General features: G+C 45.6%; 2 protein-coding genes. Both read left to right on the forward strand.

Features of this window, described 5'->3' with window-relative positions:
* A partial coding sequence (locus PLH26_RS20805) for a SusC/RagA family TonB-linked outer membrane protein (RefSeq protein WP_324587941.1) occupies positions 1–2,533 on the forward strand: 2,533 nt, incomplete at its 5' end.
* 49 nt (positions 2,534–2,582) lie between these two features.
* A partial coding sequence (locus PLH26_RS20810; protein ID WP_324587942.1) for a RagB/SusD family nutrient uptake outer membrane protein occupies positions 2,583–3,889 on the forward strand: 1,307 nt, incomplete at its 3' end.

Below are 3,889 nucleotides of genomic sequence, written 5' to 3' on the forward strand. Positions count from 1 at the left end.
CGTACTAAAAGATGCAAGCTCTGCAGCCGTATACGGTGCTAAAGCGGCAAGCGGTGTAATTCAGGTAACCACCAAAAAGGGCAAAAGCGGTAAACCTGTGATCAATTTTAATGCAAGCAGCGGTCTTGCCACCATGAGCGTTAATGAAAGGGTATACAATGCCGAGGAATTTCTATATACCTGGAGAAGAAATGCGCAATACAGTACGAACATCAATGCAAGGCCATACCAGTTTGACGATCCGCGCCAGTTGCCATCCAACATATCTGTTGCCGACTGGCTGGCTTACGATAATTCCAATCCCACTGCCGATCCTCTTACGGTTTGGCTGCAAAGATTGAATCTGCAACCTGTTGAAATAGCCAACTATAAAGCCGGTCGTTCCCTGAACTGGTATGATATGATGTTCCATAACGGCCAACGCCAGGATTATAATATAAGCCTCTCCGGCAGGCAGGACAGGATAAGCTACTACTGGTCTATGGGCTATATGAAAAACGAGGGTGTTGTTGTAGGTGATGATTATGATGTAGTGCGTACCCGTATCAACATAGATGCTAAAGTAACAGATTTTTTAAGTGTGGGCACCAACACCCAGTTTAGTGTGCGCGATGAAAGCGCCATACCTGTAGATTGGGGATTGATCACATCCAATTCACCCTGGGGCTCTTTCTGGAATGATGATTCAACCGATTACCGCTACAGACCAAATGATGAAGCCAGCGGCGGAGCGAACCCCTTTGCCGTTCCAAAATATACCGACCGCCTGAAAAAATATTATACTCTTAATTCCAGCATCTATGCAAAGGTTTCACTGCCTTTCGATATAAAATATCAGGTAAACTTTACACCGCGGTTTGAATGGTACAATTACTTTAACGGGCAATCTTCAAAATACCAGGATTGGGTAAATGTTGGCGGTATAGCCACAAGGGAAAACCGGAACATTTATCAGTGGCAGGTAGATAACCTTTTGACATGGAGCAAAAATATCGGCAGGGATCATCATGTAGATGTAACCTTACTGGCCAATGCAGAAAAATACCAGGTATGGCGCAATAAGGTGGTGGGCACCGGCTTTCAGCCCAGCGATGTGCTGAGCTACCACAATATGGGAGCTGCCACCACCACTGTTCCCTGTAATACCTGTGTGTACAGCGATGAGGGCGATGGCACCCAGTTTGGCGACGAAGTGAGTACAGCGGACGCCCTGATGGCACGCTTGTTTTATTCGTATAAAGACCGCTACATGCTTACTTTAACGGCAAGGCGTGACGGCTACTCGGCATTCGGACAAAGCAATCCAAGAGCTACTTTCCCCTCGGCAGCAATAGGCTGGGTATTCAGTGATGAACCATTCCTGAAATCGGGATGGCTGAACTATGGCAAGCTGAGAGTAAGTTACGGGCTTAACGGCAACAGAGACATCGGCCGGTATGTGGCATTATCCGATCTGCAAACCGGTAAATACTTACACGTATTACCCAATGGGAACATTGAGCAGGTATCCCAATTATACGTGAACAATATGCAGAACAAATTACTGAAATGGGAAACCACTACAGCTTTTAATGTGGGGCTCGATTTTGCATTGCTCAATAACAGGCTGGATGGAAGCATTGATGTATATAAGAGCAAAACAAATGATCTGCTGGTTAAACGTACACTGCCCGACATCCTGGGCTTCAGCTTTGTTTGGGATAATCTTGGCCAGGTAAACAATTCCGGTGTGGAAATAGGTCTCCATTCAAGAAATATTCAAAGGAATAATTTTACCTGGAATACATCCCTGAACTTTTCATTGAACCGCAATAAAATTGTACACCTGTATGGCTCCAAAACAGATGTAAAAGACGCCAACGGGAATGTGATTGGAGAAAAAGAAGCAGATGACAAAGCCAATAAATGGTTTATTGGTCAGCCTTTAGACGTTGTATGGGATCAAAACGCATTGGGAATCTGGCAAACCAGTGAATTCGACCAGGCACGCACATACGGTGTTTATCCGGGCGACTTTAAGATCAAAGACGTAAACAGCGACGCTAAGTATACCGATGACGACAGGGAGTTCCTGGGCTATACCGAGCCCCGTTTCCGGTGGACACTGCGCAACGAATTTACTTTCTTTGAAAACTTTAGCTTTTCATTCATGATGTATTCATACTGGGGTCATATGGCCACTTATAATCAGGCCAAGAACAGGAGCAATGCATTTCCCGATCGCGTGAACTCCTATGCATTCCCGTTCTGGACTCCGGAAAACCCAATAAACGATTACGCACGGCTGGCTTCTAATGATGGCAGTGCGAGTTACAGCATATACCGTAAAAAATCATTCATCCGCTTAGACAATGTTGCGCTCGCTTATTCAGTTCCTAAAAACCTGCTGAAAAGGATCAGCACGCAGGATCTGAAATTCTTTTTCACAATTAAAAATGCAGCGATTTATGCACAGGAATGGACATACTGGGATCCGGAAAACAGTGGTCCAACCCCACGGATATATACATTGGGCTTGAATCTTACATTATAGAAATGTTGTCGTAGAGCACAATATCCAGTCACTACAAAAATATCAGAAAATGAAAATATTATATAAACCTGCACTATCCATAATAGCAATTGCAACAATTGCACTGACGGCTTCGTGCAAGAAAGACTTTTTAATACCCAAACCACAATCTTTTTATACTCCCGAAAATACGTTCAATACGCCCGAGGGTTTAAAAAGCGTTCTGGTGGCATGCGAACGAAATTTGCGTTATGAATTTTTTGGAGATGGGGCTCCTATTATTTCACAACTGATCTTTTCGGAGATGGCCGTAGAAGGCACTACCGATAAGTCGGGGCCGGCACAGGATCTGGATTTGCAGATCACACCTACCGCACAGTTAAACCATGTTGATTTCAACAGGATCGGCTGGTACTGGTATGAAGGTTATAAGGGCATCAAATATGCCAACACCGCCATCTCTTATATTGATCAACCCCAATGGAAATCGGAAGAGGAAAAAAATGCGGTACTGGGAGCAGCTTATTTTCACAGGGCTTACAGGTATTATATGCTTACGCATGAATTTGGAGACATCCCAACCGTAATGAAAGAAGTAACCGCGCCCAGGCTTGATTTTTACTCGGTAAAACGGGAAGTGATCCTTCAACGAATGAAGCAGGACCTGGAATTTGCGGAACAGTGGGTTCCTGAAGTTGCCGCCGGCGGTGAGGTTACAAGAGGAGCAGTAAGCCATTTGCTTACCAAAGTGAACCTTGCGTTAGGCAATTTCGACGATGCCATTGCATCTGCCAGTCGTGTTATAAATGGAGGCGTGCATGCCCTGATGACAGAGCGGTTTGGTGTTGACAAAGACGATGCTTCCAGAAATGTTGTATGGGATATGCATCGCCCGCTTAACAAAGCAAGAGCCGAGAACACCGAGGCCCTGATGCTGGTAATAGACAGGGACGGATATAAAGACAATGGTGATTTTGGCGGCGGCGGTTCCACCATGCGACAGGCGGTACCCTACTGGTTTTCCAATAATATTATCACACCCAGCGGCAACAGGGGAACAACGGATGCATTAAAGAAGAACAATGCCGCTATTGATTATGACCAGGCTACTGATTTTGGCAGGGCTATAGGCCGTTGCCGCGCTACCTGGTACAGCACACATACCATATGGGACGACCCCAACGACCTGCGGCATGCACCCGGCAACTGGATGCGGATGGAAGACCTGGTATACAACAATCCTGCATTAAAAACCATGAGCCCTCCCGATCCATATTACGGTAAGCCACTGCAGCTTTACAATTCGTCGGGAGGCATTCTTTGTGCTGATACCATCAGAAGCTGGTTCGACTGGCCGCATTACAAATTGTATATACC

Origin of the sequence: Agriterribacter sp., from assembly GCF_035444585.1 — a bacterium.
Lineage (GTDB): Bacteria > Bacteroidota > Bacteroidia > Chitinophagales > Chitinophagaceae > Agriterribacter.